At 38.0% G+C, this 17,007-nt stretch carries 10 protein-coding genes; 7 read left to right on the plus strand and 3 right to left on the minus strand.

The genetic code is table 11. The features are described 5' to 3' along the window. Positions 1-173: 173 nt before the first annotated feature. From U859_RS0101475 to U859_RS0101485, 3 genes are all read right to left on the minus strand, one after another. Positions 174-2,036: an ABC-F family ATP-binding cassette domain-containing protein gene (locus U859_RS0101475; RefSeq protein WP_025141673.1), complete on the minus strand. Its 1,863-nt coding sequence runs from the start codon at positions 2,034-2,036 to the stop codon at positions 174-176. Between the two features lie 595 nt (positions 2,037-2,631). Further along, complete coding sequence (ybeY, locus tag U859_RS0101480) at positions 2,632-3,069, minus strand: rRNA maturation RNase YbeY (RefSeq protein WP_025141674.1); 438 nt, start codon at positions 3,067-3,069, stop codon at positions 2,632-2,634. Between the two features lie 238 nt (positions 3,070-3,307). Next, complete coding sequence (locus U859_RS0101485) at positions 3,308-6,625, minus strand: DUF4175 family protein (RefSeq protein WP_037505125.1); 3,318 nt, start codon at positions 6,623-6,625, stop codon at positions 3,308-3,310. A 310-nt stretch (positions 6,626-6,935) separates the two neighbouring features. Between U859_RS0101485 and U859_RS0101490 the strand changes: the two genes are divergently transcribed. The 7 genes from U859_RS0101490 (at position 6,936) to U859_RS0101520 (ending at position 16,974) form a co-directional block, all read left to right on the plus strand. Then, positions 6,936-7,484: a sigma-70 family RNA polymerase sigma factor gene (locus U859_RS0101490; protein ID WP_025141676.1), complete on the plus strand. Its 549-nt coding sequence runs from the start codon at positions 6,936-6,938 to the stop codon at positions 7,482-7,484. A 129-nt stretch (positions 7,485-7,613) separates the two neighbouring features. Then, entirely contained in the window at positions 7,614-8,672 is a 1,059-nt protein-coding gene (locus U859_RS0101495; protein WP_025141677.1) for a FecR family protein, read from the plus strand. Positions 8,673-8,707: 35 nt separating this feature from the next. After that, positions 8,708-11,791 (plus strand): SusC/RagA family TonB-linked outer membrane protein, encoded by a 3,084-nt coding sequence (locus tag U859_RS0101500; protein ID WP_162799833.1) that lies wholly within the window; start codon positions 8,708-8,710, stop codon positions 11,789-11,791. Between the two features lie 11 nt (positions 11,792-11,802). Next, entirely contained in the window at positions 11,803-13,233 is a 1,431-nt protein-coding gene (locus U859_RS0101505; protein ID WP_084152997.1) for a RagB/SusD family nutrient uptake outer membrane protein, read from the plus strand. A 17-nt stretch (positions 13,234-13,250) separates the two neighbouring features. Further along, entirely contained in the window at positions 13,251-14,012 is a 762-nt protein-coding gene (locus U859_RS30830; RefSeq protein WP_025141680.1) for a DUF4843 domain-containing protein, read from the plus strand. A gap of 22 nt (positions 14,013-14,034) precedes the next feature. Then, positions 14,035-15,558 carry a PKD-like family lipoprotein gene (locus tag U859_RS0101515; protein WP_162799834.1) on the plus strand — a complete coding sequence of 508 codons (1,524 nt, stop codon included), beginning with the start codon at positions 14,035-14,037 and terminating at the stop codon, positions 15,556-15,558. Between the two features lie 33 nt (positions 15,559-15,591). After that, positions 15,592-16,974: a TlpA family protein disulfide reductase gene (locus tag U859_RS0101520; protein ID WP_025141682.1), complete on the plus strand. Its 1,383-nt coding sequence runs from the start codon at positions 15,592-15,594 to the stop codon at positions 16,972-16,974. The last annotated feature ends 33 nt before the right edge of the window (positions 16,975-17,007 follow it).

The following is a 17,007-nucleotide window of genomic DNA, read 5'->3' on the forward strand; positions in this document are numbered from 1 at the left end:
TGGAACAATTTTATTAATTTGCTTATTATAGTCAACAGGGCCATATTAGGATGCTCACTATTTTAATATAAATATATAGCCCTTCGACTAGGCTCAGGGTGACAGTATTCTTTGATTTTACTTATGTTCCACGTGAAACATAACGCGGAAAACAGAATAGAATTGTTTTTAATTTATTCTGAAAGCTCTAACCAACGCATGGTATATTCATCCAGCTTAGCTTGCAGGATTTCAATCTCACTTGAAATTTCCTGAATTTTAACATAGTCAGTTGCATCAACTTTAATCAAACTTTCATTCAACGAAGCTATTTTAGCTTCTGTCTCTTCCATTGCTCTTTCACTATCATCCAGTTCTTTTTGCTCTTTGAAACTTAATTTTTTTACTGCTTTAACAGGTGTAGCTTCTACAACGGGAGTAGGGGTTTTCTTATTTTCAATTTTAGCTTTTGGCTGTTCTAAACTTAATCGATACTCTGAATAATTACCGTTATAAATTTTAACAACGCCTTCACCTTCCATGATAAATAGTTGATCGCTCATCTTGTCGAGCAAGTACCTGTCGTGAGAAACCAGCATTAAAATACCTGGGAAGTTTTCTAAAAATTCTTCGAGTACATTTAAAGTGTCTATATCCAGGTCATTTGTTGGCTCATCTAAAATTAGAAAATTAGGATTTTGCATCAACACCTTCATCAGGTTCAAACGTTTCTTTTCACCACCACTTAACTTCTCAACCATGCCATGTTGTTTCTTCGGTGGGAAGAGAAATAATGTTAATAGGGCAGAGGCAGTGATGACTGAACCATCAGCCATTTTAATATATTCGGCATCTGACTTTACAATATCAATTACCCTTTCCTTAGGATCGAAAGTTAAACCGCCTTGTTTGTAATAACCAAAAACTGTTGTTTCACCTGTATCGACTGTTCCGGCATCTGGTTTCAGTTGACTGGTAATGATATTTAAAAGGGTGGATTTTCCAGTTCCATTTTTTCCTGCTAAACCAATTCTATCTCCTTTTTTAAAGGTATAGCTGAAATCGTTAATGATTGGTCGGCCATCAAATGCTTTTGCAATGTGTTCTACTTCAATAATTTTTCCTCCTTGTCGAGACATCTTCATTTGAAGGCTAATACTCTGATTGTCAGACTTTTTCTTCGTTTTTTCTTCTAAATCATAAAAAGCATTGATTCTGGCATTAGATTTAGTTCCACGAGCCTGTGGCATGCGCCTCATCCACTCCAATTCTTTCTTTAATAGCTGTTGGTTCTTGTGCTGAACCGTTGCATCTAATGCTTCTCTTTCCGATTTCTTCTCTAAGTAATAAGCATAGTTTCCGTTATAATTGAAAATCTTGCCTCTATCCAGTTCCACAATGGTATTACACACATTATCCAAAAAGTATCTATCATGGGTAACCAGTAATATTGTTTTTTGTCCGGTAGTTAATAATTTTTCAAGCCACTCTATGGTATCAATATCCAAGTGGTTGGTTGGCTCATCAAGCACTAAAATTTCGGGATCTTCAATTAAGAGTTTGGCCAGGGCTAAACGTTTCTTTTGTCCACCGGATAGGGTAGCAATTTTCTGCTGAAGATGAGTGATACCCATTCTGTTTAAAATGGTCTTGATCTCATGCTCATATTCCCAGGCATTATGCTCACTTAACTCTTCATATAAACGGTTAAGTGTTTTCTCATCGGGATTTGGATCTTCAATTAACTCCTCATATTCCTTGATCAACTGTTGTTGCTTATTCTCCAAAGAAAAAATATGATCACTAATGGAATAACCTTCGGTAAATTGGGGTTCCTGATCTAAAAAGCCAATTTTAACAGCTTTATTTTTTACAATTTTACCTTCAAGCGGAGGGAACCTTTCTGCTAGTAATTTCAAAAGTGTGCTCTTACCCGCACCATTAATACCAACCAACGCTACGCGCTGACCTGTGTTAATACCCAAGGTTAAATTCTTAAATAGCCATTCGTCATGGTAACCATGTCCTAAGCCTTCTGCCGCAATTAGTGTGCTCAATTTTTTTGTATTTCGGATTTATAAAGGAAAATTAGTGCAAAGGTAAGGATAAAATACTTGCAACGGCATATTCAAATTGCAAAGGACTTCTGTATCAGGTAAAAATGGCAGAAACTTGATGTTATTGGTTCAATTGTTCACTGGTTCATTCGCCATTGGTAATGCAACACTGTAAAAACAAAACAGCGGTTGGACTCGCTCCACCGCTGCTTCAATCATTAACTAAAACTAAACTTTTATCTTGTATAATGGCTAGAATATGAATTCAAACTCGTTATGTAATTGTTGTTTTTTGAATATAAGACTGCAGAAGGCAGGAAAAGTTGCAATAAGATTTGGTGTATTATACCAGTAGAGCTTAATTGTCGACGAACGCCAGTAACATTTAGACAAACGCCAGGAAAAAATAGAAGGAGTAGGAGGTATTTACACGAGTTAACATGACATAAAGGCTCATCATTCTGGCAATGTGCAACAGAGCCGGGAAATCTAATTAGAAAGATGTGATTTGGTTGAGATAATGGTAGCGAGTATGAAAGTGGGTTCTGTGACAATAGGTAACAGATTCTTTGCTGCGCTCAGAATGACAAAGAATTTAAGCTAACCCAAATTCAGGTCTATATCCTAAATATTCATCTTCTTTTTGGGTCATCAGGGTTTTGGCGGCTTTTCCTTTGTCTTTGTAACCCAATAGGTGCAGGGTTCCGTGGATCATAATGCGGCAAACCTCATCAAATTCTAAAGTTTTAAAGGTTTTGGCGTTTTCTTTTACGCGTTCAATGCTGATAAATATATCGCTCACAATCTGTTTTTCTTCTTCTGAATTGTCGAAGGTAATGATATCGGTATAAGTATCGTGATTTAAATACTGCTGGTTAATATCCAGGAGGTAGTCATCACTGCAGAAAATGAAATTGAGTTCCTGCAATTTAAAGCCTTCTTTTTCAATAGTAGCTTTTATCCACTTCTTGATTTTAAGTTTTTGTGGAAGGTTATAGCTAATTGATTCAGTGAAAAAGGATATTGCAGGCATATTGTTATTGTTTTGCTGCAAATTTAGGAAATATAATTAATGGAAAAGTATTTTTGGAGCGTTCCCTAAGCCCGCAAAAGGTCGTCATTACGGGAAAGGCTTTTCCAGCCAACGAAGCAATCTTAAATAATAAATTATATCGATAGTAGTAAGATTGCTTCGTGGTGCCTCCTCGCAATGATGACTTTTTTTTAGATCTCTCCGCCGCACTGCGTTTCGGTCGAGTTGACGAATTGATTTATTGAGTAATGTTCAACGATTTTAAATACTCTGCAATTTTATTTTTATAGTAATAATTTAAGCTAGGAGGCATTTTTTGCAGCATATCATTACCGTTCTGTTGCTGTTTTTTAAACTGATCGACCATTTTCTGGTAAGATGGCGGGAACTCCTTAGCTGCTTTACTTTCGCGTTTAGAATCTTCTTCCTGATCGCGTTCTGCTTTTTCAGCTTCTAACAGTTTGGTTAACAAGTCTTTCTGTCTGTTTAAGGTTTCCTGTTGTAAACGCTTGTTAACCAGGTCGCTCTCGGTCTGTTTCATTTCCTTGATGGCTTCGTTCAGGTTACCCATTTTACCGGTCCCATCTTTATTTTCTTCGCGGTTGATTTTTTCCAACGCCTGACGAATCATTTGCTGTTGCTGTGCCATTTTACCAAACTCCTGGCTCATTTGTCCTTTACCCACAGTGCCTTGATTACCTCCTGATTTCTGCATCTGTTCCCTGGCCTTTTGCATGCTTTTATTCAGTTGGTCCTGCATTTGCGAAAGCTGTTTCATGCCTTGCTTTTGTTTCTTTCCGCTGCCACCTTTGCCATTTTTCTGCATGTTTTGCAACTGACTTAGTGCTTCGCTTAACATCAGGGTGAGGTTATTGATAGAAGTCATGGTAAATTGCTGAAAACGGTTAGCTTCTGGTGTTCTTCTATCGCCTAAACTTTCCAAACTTTTATCGAGGTTAAAATTAATTTTATTCATTTCCTCGTTAACGGTTGATTCTATTTGTGGCACACGTTTGCTCAAGCTGTACAAACTATCGGCAATGGTTTTAAGATTATCTTTAATGCTGCGTTGCTTTTGGACATTGCTGATGTATGATGGATCAGTGGCTGTCATTTTTTTTAAAGCAAGCATTACCTTTTCCTGATCAAAAGAAGTGGTTAAAAGATTTTCTAATAAACGACGTAACTCTTTGGCATTTAGGTTATTTTCCATTTCTTCGCCTTGTTGTTGCATATCGCTCATTTTTTTAGATAGTTTTTCCATCTGCTCGCCTGCTTTTTGCTGTTTCTGGCTTGCATTTTTAGCATCTTTTTTATCTAAAGCATCTTTACTGTCTTGCTGTTCTTTTTGTATATCCTGAACATCTTTCTCTGGGTTTTCGAAAGGATTTGGCCTTTCTAATGACTTGTTTTTTTCTTCCAGTTTTTTAAGGTCATCTTTCAGGTCTTTCATCTCCTTATTCAATGCATCTTGTTTTTGCTTTAAGGCTTCGTTATCCTGTTTTTTATCTTTTGTTTGTTCTGCAAGCTCTTTTTGTTCTTTAGCCAGTTCATTCAGACGATCAATATCAGTTTGAAGGTTTTGCTCAAATTCTAACTGTTTATAGAGTTCTAAAATGCGGTCCAGCTCATTTTTTAGCGTTTTATTATCTAATTGCATTTTGGAAAGCTCATTCTGTATTTGATCTTTATTTTTCTCGTTCATCAGGTTCTGCAGCTTTTGCAATAGCTCTTTGGTTTTTTCATCAAGAACGTTATCAAAAAGGTCTTTAATCTGCTTTTGTTTTTCTAAAAGCTCCTCGGTTTGTTTTTGGTCTTCCTGTTGCTGGATATTTTTATCATTATGCTCCTTAATTTCCTTTACAGCTTCATCAAGTTGTTTCTGCTTATCCAAAAGGGCTTCAATCTGCTTTTTATCTTCGAAAGAGATCTGTTTTTTATCAATCAGGCTTTCAGCCACTTTTTTACTTTCCTTTTCGATGGTATTGGCCAAACGGATAGCCGACTGCACTTTTTGTTTTAAGGCCTGGTTGCTGGCATTTACTTGCTCGGCTGTTTCTTTTTTGGTGGGCTGTTTGAAGGTTTTGATTTCCGACCGGGTAACTTTTGCTCCGTTAACCCCATCATTATCGGCTACTTCGAAATAATATTCAATTTCCTGTCCGGGTTTGGCTGAAGCAGTTTTTAAATCCCAGAAATAGAAGAAAGTATTCTCTGTGACATTGCTTTTAATGGCGATATTTTTAGTAAAAGAACCAATAATCCGGTTGTTTTCTTTGATATTATATTTAAAACTTAAACGACTAAAACCATAGTCATCGGTAACCTGACCATTAAAATACAGTGCTTTGTTACTTACTGAATCTGCCTTTTCTTCTACGGTAATGCCCGGAGCCTGATCTTTGATCACGGTGATTTGATGTGATAAAGAATCCCGAAGCGTAACATATTGATTTTTAGGGGTGATGCTATATTTAGAATTATTTTTGATGGTGGCATAGAAAATCGATTCATTGTCTTCAACTTTTAAAACATTTTCGGTACCGTTAAGAACAAATAAAATTGAATTGCTTTTTCCGGTTTTAAAATTCCATGTAACCTTTGTTCCTTCTGGTAGGAGTATATCGCCAACATTGGCTATCTGTTCGGTTTTTTTGCCGAGGTAAGCAGGAAAATTTAAAGTTGCCGTTGCATTAAGCAATTCCGGGCGTGGTTTAACGATAAGGGTAAATACTGAAGAACTGAAACCACCGCCTTTAAAAATCAGTTTTTTATCGCTTTGAATATTTTTAATGCTGTAATTAAACTTGCTGATATTCTCTTTTTGTAGTTTGTAGGTGTTTTTACCATCTTCTACATAAACCTCAGCTGGGAGCTGATCACCTGATAGTTTTAGGTTTATTGTTACATCATCACCCTGTGTTACGGTTAAACTTTTATTTAAAACCGCAAAACTAAAAGGAGCCTTCGGTGCCATGTACTCATCGTATTTGAAAAAACTGTTGGTGCCCTCACGTAAAATAGCAGGGGCAATGATGGCAATTAATAAAATGATAGAAAGCGGAATAAAAAGGTATTTTAGATACTTTCTGTTATCGTTAATGCTTACAGCGGTATAAAAAGGTACGGGTTTAAGTTCTAATATTTTTTGATCGATACTGGCAATGATAAGGTGATTGTTATTTGGCTGGTTTTCTGACAAGCGGTGGAGTTGCAGGGTATTGAGTAATTTATCCTTAATATCGGAAAAGTGGTTTCCGATGATAACCGATGCTTCATCGAAAGTAAGGTGTTTACCCAATTTTAACATCGAGAGCAGTGGTTTTACGATGAGAAAGCCCACCAGCAGGATCGCGATCAGGAGATAAGCGAAAAATACAAAGGTTTTCAAACCTGCGGTAGGGTTGAGGTAATACAGGCTTAAAAAAACAATTAAATACAGGGCGAGAAGTATCGCAGCGGCATAAATACTGCCCCGCAAAATTTTATTGAGGTAAAATTTGCGAATAAACTCATCAATCTTCCGTAATAATTCACTATAGTTATTGCTCACCATATCACCGTAAATGTAAAAATTGTTCCAGTCAATTAAAAGGAAACCGGTAATTGGATAACGTGTTTATTACAAATTGGTTATCAGTTTGGATTTTTTAAGGGTTTTTAACCAAAAAAGTGTAAAAACAGCGATTTTGGTGAAAATAAGACAAACGTTTGTTTAAAAGGATGAACTTGGTTTTTGGCCAAAATTATGTTAAAAATTTAATATCGGGTTGATTCTTATTTAATGAAAAAATATCTTTGGCCTATCATCCGCTCCGAATTACTAATAAAATCACCCTTTTTATTTTCTCAGGAATCCCTATTAAATGGACTATGTAGCTGATTTAGCGTCGGGTTGCTTACAAACTTTTCAAACTGTTTACGGTTTGTACAACCAAAAACTTTATGCTTATGTACTGAAAAAGACCGGTTCAGTTTACATGGCAGAAGAGGTGGTGCAGCTAACTTTTATCAGGCTTTGGGAAAAGAAGGAGAATTTATCTTCGGAACACAGTTTATCGGCACAGATTTTCCGCATTGGGGGGACGATATTGATTGATCAGCTTAGAAAAGATGCGGTTGGGAAAAAACATTTATCGGTAGTGGAAAATGATTATGCTTTACGAAATGAAGTCGATCAACCTGAAATGCTCCACGCGCTTGAACAGGCTATTGAACAAATGGCTCCGGTAAGGAAAAAAGTTTTTAAGCTAAGTAAGATCGAAGGTTATTCTTACAAAGAAATCGCAGAAATGCTTTCTATTTCCCCGAAAACGGTCGAAAACCATATTTCACAAGCCTTAAAACAGCTAAGAGCGGCATTTTCTTCTATTATTTCCCTTGCGGTTATCATGTCGGCCATTATCCATAAGTAATTATTGCTTTTTTAGCTTTATCCATCCAATATTTTCTCCTTACCATCAATTTAAGGCGCATTTTGATAATTATAATAAAATAATTTAACGGCACTAGGGGTAAAGCGCTTTCAAAAACGTAATGTAGTTATGCAAATCAACCAAAAGCTAGTTGAGAAGTTTTTTGCCGGCCAGTGTACTGCCGAAGAAGCCCGCATGGTGAGTAAATTTTTATCCGAAGAAGAAAACAGGGAAATTTATTTAAACAGTGAGGAATGGGAGCATTTTGAGCCAATAGAAAAGGTTGATGGCGCAGTATCAGATCGGATATATGTAAATGTGCTGGATCATATCCACAGTGCAGTAGAAACCAAACGGACGCGCCTGCGTTATCTGGCTTATGCTGCCTCATTGGCATTGATTTTTACAGTTGGAATGTTAGTTTATAAATTTAGCGGTAGCCAGATTTCTAGATCAAATGTTGCGATTTTAAAAATACCGGAAATTTCTACAAGGGTTGCAAAATTTCTAACCAATACATCAAAGATAAAACAAGTTTACACTTTGCCAGATGGGTCTATTGTTGAACTTGATCCGAACAGCGAGGTAAGTTATTTCCCTTTTGATCAGGGGAAAAGAGATGTAATTTTAATTGGTCAGGCGTTATTCAGGGTACATAAAGATAAAAGTAAACCATTTACAGTTTACGCTAATAATTTGGCCACTACCGCTTTGGGAACAGTTTTTAAAATTACTGCTTTTAAAAAGGATCTTTATACACGCGTGAAGTTAATAGAAGGAAAGGTGGTGGTTAAACCGCAACACAAACTGTTATCTGCAGGTGTTAAAGCAGTGTATTTATTACCGGGTAAAGAATTTTCGGTTAACATGCAAACTTATGCCGCAAATGTTAAGGTATTTAATATTGAGCCGCCGAAGAAATTGGAAACGCTGGATCAGGATAAGGCCATTATTACCGAAAGTGCCATTATTTTCGATAATGAACCGCTGGCTGGTGTTTTCGACGCATTAGAAAATAAATTGAGTATTAAAATAAAATATACTGCAGGGCAATTAAACAGAAAGGTATTTACGGGGCAATATGAATTCGGACGCGATGACATTGATTCCTTCTTAAATATGCTTTGTTCGCTGAACAGTTTAACTGCAGAAAAAACAGAAGAGGGATATACGATAAAGAAGAAGTAAACAAAAAACCTAAACAAACCAAACTAACTAACTTCATGATTAAAATTTTTACTAAAAGGAACGTTCCAAAACGGGCCTTGCTGCTACTGCTTTGCCTTTGTTATGGCTTTAGCGCCTATGCGCAAACACCGGCGGTTAAGGGACTTGTTAAAGATGCAAAGGAAACTATTGTTGGTGCCACCATTATTGCTCAAAATGTTCAAACAGGAGTAAAGACAATTACATCGTCTGATAAAAACGGCGTTTTCAGTTTTTACAAATTGGGGGCAGGGAATTACAAATTCACGATTAATTTTATTGGTTACGAATCTAAAACCGTGAATGGGGTGGTTAATGATGGGGGTACTTTTTCACTTTCGGTGGTTTTAAGCGAAAGTAGCACCAGCCTGGATAAAGAGGTTGTTGTAACAGGAACAGGTATTAACCGGAATAAAAATACCTTTACCGGAAGTACGGCCACCTTTTCTGGTGATGATCTTAAAATGGTTGGAAACAACAACATTATTCAGAGTTTAAGAACTTTGGATCCTTCCTTTCTTTTAATGGAAAATAATCAGGCCGGATCAAACCCAAATGTTTTGCCGGTTATTGAGGTAAGGGGCAAAAGCAGCGTACCCAGTGCGAGTTTAAAAGATCAGTTTGGATCGGATCCTAACCAGCCGCTATTTATTCTGGATGGTTTTGAGGCCAACTTACAGACAATAGTAGATCTGGATATGAACAGGGTTGGCTCAGTGACGATATTAAAAGATGCCGCTTCTACAGCACTTTATGGTGCAAAAGCATCAAATGGGGTAGTGGTTATCGAAACCATCAGGCCAAAAGCGGGTGAACTTCAGTTTACTTATTCAAATGATTTTAGGATAGAAAATCCTGATTTATCGGCCTATAACATGATGAATGCTACTGAAAAACTGGAATTTGAACGTTTGTCTGGCAGGTACATTACTGCTGATGCCAATCCTTCACAACAGGTTTTTTTAGATCAGCTTTATAATTCTCATCTGGCCAATGTAAAAAGAGGGGTTGACAGTTACTGGCTTAGTGAACCGCTGCAAACAGGTTATACGAATAACTCATCAATTTTTGTTCAGGGTGGAGATAATGCTTTTACCTACGGGGTGGGGATGAACTACAAAACCCAAACCGGGGCAATGAAAGGATCGGGTAGGGATAGTTATAGTGGCAGCATCAATCTTACCTATAGAAAAAACCGGCTGAATGTAAATAATGTGACTTACATCAGGGGATATACAGCAACAAATTCTCCTTATGGATCATTTTCTAATTATGTGAATGCCAATCCTTATTATGAAAAAAATTACACCGAGCGTTATCTGGAAGTTACAAGACAAACAAATGGTACCGAGATAAAAGTGAACAACCCACTTTACGATGGCACTTTGCCACAAAAAGACCTCATTAAAAACCTGGAAATCCAAAATAATTTAAACATTAACTATGATCTTACCAAAGATTTAAGGTTGAACGGTGCACTTCAGATTACCAAGGGAAATACCAATGGCGAAATGTTCAGAGCCCCTGAGAGCAGCGATTTTGAAGATACACCGCTATTGAAGAAAGGTACTTATCGCGATCGGCGCTTAAGCAATTTATCTTATCAGGCCAATGTGCTGTTAACCTATTACAAGGCTATTGCAGAAAAACATGTAATAAATGCGAATTTCAGGGCTTCAGTAAATGAAATCAATAACAATAGTTTTATTACGGTTTCGGAGGGTTTCCCTCAGGGAAGCACAGGCAACCCCCGCTTTGCTTATGGGTATGCCGAAAACGGAGCGCCATCGGCAGAATCTTCGGTATACAGAACCGTAAATGGTACATTTTCTGGCAACTATGCCTATGATAACAGGTACCTGGCCGATGCTTCTTACCGTTTAGATGGCTCAACAGCTTTTGGATCGAACAAACAATTTTCTCCTTACTACTCAGTGGGTTTGGGTTGGAATATTCATAATGAAAGTTTTTTTAAAGGAAGCAGCTGGATAAACAGGCTAAAACTTTACGGTAATATGGGTGTAACTGGTAACCAGAATTACGGAACGGTAACCTCGGTATCGGTTTACAATTATAACAGCAATACCAATTATAACCAATTTGGGCAGGGCATCAGTTTAACCACACTGGGCAATCCCGATCTTGCTCCTCAAAAAACTACACAGATTAGTACAGGCCTTGATTTTATGCTTTTTAATAACCGATTTACGGGTTATATCAACGCTTACCGCAAAAAAACCGATCCTTTGGTAGTTGCAGTCGATCTGCCATCATCAACAGGTGTGTTCAGCTATCCGTTTAATGCAGGTGCTTTAACCTATAGGGGGATAGAAGCTAAATTAAACTATTCGCCCATATATAATACGGCAAAAAGAATTGTATTGATGTTTGGCTTAACCGGATCGATGTACAAAAGCAAATACAGCGGATTTGGAAATACACTCAACTCTTTAAACAAACAACAGGAATTAAATAAATCGACTCTAAGATTTACGGATGGATATAGTGCTGAAACCATTTGGGCCATCAAATCATTAGGGATTGATCCTGCCACAGGGCGGGAAATCTTTTTAACGCCCGGTGGCCAGTATACATTTGATTATAGTGCGGCAAATATATCTCCGGTTGGAAACACTACGCCAACTGTTGAAGGGGTGATTACCACTAATTTTATGTTTAAAGGATTTAACCTGGGTATAAACCTGCGCTATAAGTTAGGGGGCGATATATTTAATCAGGCCTTATTCGATAAAGTAGAAAATATCAGTTTTTCGAGCATTACCCTCAATCAGGATAAAAGAGCCCTTTACGACAGGTGGCAAAAACCGGGTGATGTGGCACAGTTCAAATCCATTTCACAAACTTCTACCACACCCATTTCATCGCGCTTTGTACAAAAAGAAAATACCATAACGGGCGAGTCGATTAACATTGGATACACCTTCGATGGCAAGATATGGCTTAAAAAACTGGGTTTAAGGTCATTTAATATCAACGCATTAGCCAATGATATTTTCACGGCATCAACGGTAAGGCGTGAGCGCGGAATAGATTATCCGTACGCTAAAACAGTAGCATTTAGTTTCAGGGCTTCATTTTAACCACTATATAAATGAAAAAGAATTATAAAAAAATATTAGCATTCGGAGTCACGACTATGATGTTGTTCAGCTCCTGCAAGAAATTCCTTGATGTTCAACCTGAAGATAAGGTTTTGGAAAATCAGGTTTTTACCAGTAAAACGGGGATTCAAACGGCATTAAATGGTTTGTACATTAATTTGGCAAAAGCCGATCTTTATGGAGAAAACCTTACTTTATCAACCGTTGATATATTGGCACAGCGCTATAATGTGCCTTCTACACATCGCTTATATAAAATTGCATCTTACGCCTATACTGATGCACCTGCAACAACAGCATTCGATGCCATCTGGACACAGGCTTATTCCAATATTCTAAACGTTAATACATTTTTAGAGAACATGGAGAAATACAGTGGCGTGCTGGATACTAAAACAGAGGCCCAATTTAAGGGTGAAGCCATGGCAATGAGGGCCTTATTACATCTGGACCTTCTTCGCCTTTTTGGGCCAAAATACTCTTCTGCCGACTCCACCAAACAATCGATCCCTTATTACGAAAATAGTCAAACGAAGATTAATCCACTTTTACCTGCAAACCAGGTCATGCAGAAAATATTGAACGATCTTTTGCGTGCCGAAATACTGCTTAAAGATGATCCCATTATCACATCTGGTGTAAACCTGCCTGCTGCAAACGCAGATATAGACTTTGTGAAAAACAGCAGAAACTATCGCCTAAATTATTATGCAGTTAAAGGCCTCGAGGCCAGAACATATCTGTACAAGGGAGATAAGGTTTCGGCGCTTGCAGCAGCCAAATTGGTTATTCAGCAGTCTGATAAATTTAAATGGACCACCACCACCAATGCCTTAAGTGAGAAAGTTAACCCTGACAGGGTATTTTCTACCGAAATGATTTTTGGCATTATGAATACCCAATTGTACAACAATTACCTTAGCATATTTGATCCGGCCGTTAGCGATGCAAATATTCTGGCGCCAGCTGCAGCAAGATTAACCGCCGTTTTTGAGTCAAACGAAAGTGATTACAGGTACAATTTAAACTGGCAGATTCCGGCTACAGGAATAAAGAGCTATCGCACTTTTTATAAATATGCTGATATAGTAGATAAAACCAAAAACTTCAGGTTTACCATTCCATTGTTAAAAATCAGCGAAATGTATTACATCGCTGCCGAATGCGAGCCCCTTGCAGCCGATGGGATTAATCAGTTAAATGTCGTCCGTTTTAACCGTGGTCTTACCAACCTGGCTGTAACGGTAAATGTAAACACCGAATTACAGAAAGAATATCAAAAAGAATTTTTTGGCGAGGGGCAGCTTTTTTATTACTACAAACGCAGAAATGTAAGCTCGGTAGGAAATGGTACCGGCAGTGGAAATATTACCATCATCCCGGTTGTGCCGCTACCATTATCAGAAAGTCAATATCGTTAAGCTCAAAAAATAAAGCAATGAAAAAAATTAAATTTTATGCAGCAGGTTTGCTCCTGATGATATTGGCCAATGCCTGCGAGAAAAAATTAGAAAGCTATCTGGGTAAAAACGACATCTATTTTAATGATGCAGCCAGATTACCAGCCTTTTCTGGCGATGCGATCAAAGATTCTACGATCATGTCGTTTTCGTTAGCAAAAAATACCGATTCGATAGTAAATATGATCATTAAAACCACAGGAACTGTTTCAGACCAGGACAGGTTGTATAAATTGGCTATCGATCCTGCTTCAACAGCTGTTGCCGGAAAACATTTTGATTTCCTTCCAACAACTTTCAGTATCAAGAAAAATAAACTTCAGGATACGGTAAAAATCAGGTTCCGCCGAACTGCTGATATGCAGCTTCAGAATTTTACCCTGTTTTTTAATCTGGAAGCAAATGAAAATTTTGCCACAGAAATGAGGGATAAGGTGATTAATACCACTACCGGGCAAAAGCTGAGTTTTATTAAATACAGGTGGTTTATAAATGACATCATAAAAAAACCTGCGCGTTGGCTGGATGGTTACTTTGGCACTTTTACCCGAAAAAAACTCAGTTTAATCGCTCAGGTACTTGGTGTGGAGCCATCGTACATCGATACCAGCATATCAGTTGCCGAAATGACTGCTTTTGGGAAATTTATGCAAAGGTACCTGAATGAGCAAAAGGCCGCAGGAAATACCATTTATGAAGATGATGGGTCGGAAATGATCATGGGTGTATCGGTTCAATAATTCTACTCTAAAATTAATGATTATGATTTTCAAAAAATACATGATAATCGCAGCACTTTGCATTGTAGCCATTTTTAGTGCCTGCAAAAAGGATCTGGGAAATTACAATTACAACGAAATAAACGAGCTGTCAACCGTTGGTGGCATCGCTACCGATTTAACTGCTGTATATGGTAAGCAATTTGTTTTAAAACCCGATTTAAAATTTACAGAAGATGCCGGTGCCGACGAATCACGGTATACTTACGAATGGTCTTACATCGGACCAAATGGATTAGGTGGAAGTAAACTTTTTGTTTTGGCCACCTCGAAAAATCTCGATGTAAAAATGACGGTTATTGCCGGAACTTACCAGTTTTATTATTCGGTAACCGATAAAAATTCGGGTATTAAATTCAGGTATCCATTTACGCTAAAAGTAGTAAATGAAATTAACGAAGGCTGGATGATGATGTGTGATGTATCGGGCAAAGCAAGAGTAGATATGCTTTCGCTCAATACTGCCGGGGAGTTCGACCTGATAACAGATTTATTGGCTACAACAGGATCTGAATTAAAACTGGAAGGAAAACCTGTTCTGGCTTACACCTATAGCACGGGTTTATTGGTTGGCCCGGATCAGATTAGTTATGGTTTATATTTTGGCACTGATAAAAGCACTCAAAAAGTCGATCCAAATACCTTTAAATGGACAAAAACCATGGGGCTCACTTACGAAATGTTCGGAAATGTACCCGAAGCATTTTATGCCGATGTAATTAAGCAGCGTGCCAGTGGGGCATCTTATATGATTGGTAAGGGAAATGCCTATTATTATGAGCGGGTACAGAATATTTACTATTCAGCCCCGATAAATTACATTGCCTCCGAACAGAAGGAATTTAAAGTGGCACCTTTTATTGCGGGCAACCACCTGATTGTTGCCAGTGCCCATGCCGTATTTTATGATACCACCAACCGCAGGTTTGTAAAGCACGCGGGCAGTGCGGCTACCTGTTCCACGATTCCTGATCCAGCTGATGCCCAAAAACTATTCAGTTTTACCACTGGCATGGATTTAATTTACATGCAATGGGTAGGCTTTAACGGAGGGGAAGTTTTTAGCGTGCTTAAAGATCCCAACTCTTCAAAAAGATTGCTGGCCAGGTTTAACAGCGGTAATAATGCACAATCTTATTATGCAGAAATTTTGGCAACAGATTTTGCCAATGCAGAATTTTATGCCGTTAGTCCTGATTTAGGTTACATTTTCTACAGCGTGGGCGGAAAGGTTTATGAGTACGATATGTCGTTAAAAACAACAAAGCTCATGTTGGATCTGGGAACTAAAAAAGTCTCTTTCCTACAGTTTTACGAGTTTAAAAATACCACGAAATATAAAGATTCGAACAAACTAATGGTTGGTGCTTACGATGCCGCATTGCCCGAAGGCCAGAATGGAAGCCTAGGCATTTATACTGTGCCGCCGGTAAATGGAGATCTGATACTCTATAAAAATTATACGGGTTTCGGAAAAATCAAAAGCTTAACCTACCGAGAGCGTTAATCAATTCTTCAAACAAAACATATAATTAAACCAATGAAAATTAAAACACTATTAAGTGCACTTTTGTGCATCACAAGCATTGCTGCAATGGCGCAACTGCCCATTGAAGTTAAGGGGTTGTTCAAGAAAAAAAGGATCTCTGCCGTAAAACTGTTTAAAGTAAAAGATGGTAAGACAGTAGAAATTGCCAATGCCAATCCAAGCGCGAATGGTCAGTTTGGCTTCTTATTCTATCCCGAGTACGAAGGCTTATACGTAATCGGTACTGGAAATGAGAATGGCCCTAACGATAACTACAAATTTTACTTTAAGGGTGGCGAACAGTTATCGGTTAACCTGCTCGATTCGAGTTATGTGTTAACGGGTAAACTAAATTCAAAAGAAAATGTGGTATTAACGCAATGGCACGACCTAACTTTCCCATTGGAACAAAAAGCGATCAACTTTATGAAGGTACAGAGCACCTTTGTAGATTATTTCCCTGAGCAGGAAGAAGTTGTGGCCAAAACCAAAACTTTCTTAAATGGAAAAACAACCGGAAATGCCAGGTTTGATAAAGAGATCAAGACTATAATGGCCTGGGATTTGGCAAGTTATGCAACCAATTTTTTAAATACTCCCCGCTCGGCACACCCTTCAGTAGAAGAGTATAGCAATTTTTATAGCACGATAAAAGCAGAGGATTTTGCCAAAACAACCAATAAGGTATATAGTTATCCGTGGGGATTCCGTACACTATCTGCAATCATCAGCGTAAACATGCGTCAACAAGGAAAAGCCTATAAAAGAGGCGTTGAAGGGGTTGATCTTTTTGCTTCGTTCGTTCCGAACGATACATTGAAAGGCGATCTGGCTTTAGATAATGCAGCAGGATATAAAACAATAGGTGATTATCAAACCTTAATGGAAAAATACGATAAGTATGTAATTACCAAATCACAAAAAGAGCGTAGCAGCAACATCATGAACCCTTTGTTAACCTACAAACCGGGAACCGATGCTTACGAGTTTTCTTATGCTGATAACACTGGTAAAATGTACAGCATGAAAGATTTTAAAGGAAAAGTGGTGTTGGTTGATACCTGGGCAACCTGGTGCGGCCCCTGCAAAGCCGAAATCCCATATCTTAAAAAATTAGAAGAAGAAATGAAAGGCACAGATGTGCAGATCATCAGCTTATCTACCGATGCCGAAAAAGACAAAGAAAAATGGCTTAAAATGATCAAAGATGAGAATTTGGGTGGTTTACAGCTTTTTGCCGGAGGTCCGGGAAATGAGTTTTCCAAATATTATAAAATCAATACCATTCCGCGCTTTTTAGTTTTCGATAAACAGGGCAAAATTGTAACGGTCGATTCTCCGCGACCATCGCAGCCAGAACTTAAAGCCTTGCTTCAAAAAACACTCGCTAATTAGTGCTTAAGCCTTTGCCGCAATACCGGTGGCAGG

The sequence above is a fragment of the Pedobacter jeongneungensis genome, from assembly GCF_000633455.1.
In the GTDB taxonomy this organism is placed as follows: Bacteria; Bacteroidota; Bacteroidia; order Sphingobacteriales; family Sphingobacteriaceae; genus Pedobacter; species Pedobacter jeongneungensis_A.

Bases quoted from the DNA above. Each gene is read 5' to 3' on its own strand.
- U859_RS0101500 (WP_162799833.1), top strand. From the start codon at position 8,708: ATGATTAAAATTTTTACTAAAAGGAACGTTCCAAAACGGGCCTTGCTG.
- U859_RS0101495 (WP_025141677.1), top strand. From the start codon at position 7,614: ATGCAAATCAACCAAAAGCTAGTTGAGAAGTTTTTTGCCGGCCAGTGT.
- U859_RS0101490 (WP_025141676.1), top strand. From the start codon at position 6,936: ATGGACTATGTAGCTGATTTAGCGTCGGGTTGCTTACAAACTTTTCAA.
- U859_RS0101515 (WP_162799834.1), top strand. From the start codon at position 14,035: ATGATTTTCAAAAAATACATGATAATCGCAGCACTTTGCATTGTAGCC.
- U859_RS0101485 (WP_037505125.1), bottom strand. From the start codon at position 6,625: ATGGTGAGCAATAACTATAGTGAATTATTACGGAAGATTGATGAGTTT.
- U859_RS0101520 (WP_025141682.1), top strand. From the start codon at position 15,592: ATGAAAATTAAAACACTATTAAGTGCACTTTTGTGCATCACAAGCATT.
- U859_RS30830 (WP_025141680.1), top strand. From the start codon at position 13,251: ATGAAAAAAATTAAATTTTATGCAGCAGGTTTGCTCCTGATGATATTG.
- ybeY (WP_025141674.1), bottom strand. From the start codon at position 3,069: ATGCCTGCAATATCCTTTTTCACTGAATCAATTAGCTATAACCTTCCA.
- U859_RS0101505 (WP_084152997.1), top strand. From the start codon at position 11,803: ATGAAAAAGAATTATAAAAAAATATTAGCATTCGGAGTCACGACTATG.